Annotated in this window: 1 protein-coding gene; it reads right to left on the bottom strand. The window is 42.1% G+C overall.

Translation table 11 applies throughout. The features are described from left to right. Positions 1-41: 41 nt before the first annotated feature. A partial coding sequence (locus tag SB719_RS22810; protein WP_412160133.1) for a hypothetical protein occupies positions 42-233 on the bottom strand: 192 nt, incomplete at its 5' end.

Consider the following 233-nt stretch of genomic DNA (forward strand, 5'->3'; position numbering starts at 1 on the left):
ACTTCTGCACCGTTGGGTAGTCTTTCTCCTGCAACAACATATTATGCTTGGGTAAGATCGAATTGTAGTGCTACCGATAAAAGTATTTGGAGTGCTTCTCCAACAACATTTACAACACTTTGTATTCCGATAACAACATTGCCTTGGAGCGAGAATTTTGACGGAATGACTACAATAGGATCTGCAATAGTTCCCAACTGTTGGAAGCAAACTCCGGGTGGTAGCTCATCTAC

Source organism: Pantoea sp. SIMBA_079 (genome assembly GCF_046940275.1).
GTDB classification, from domain to species: Bacteria; Pseudomonadota; Gammaproteobacteria; order Enterobacterales; family Enterobacteriaceae; genus Pantoea; species Pantoea borealis.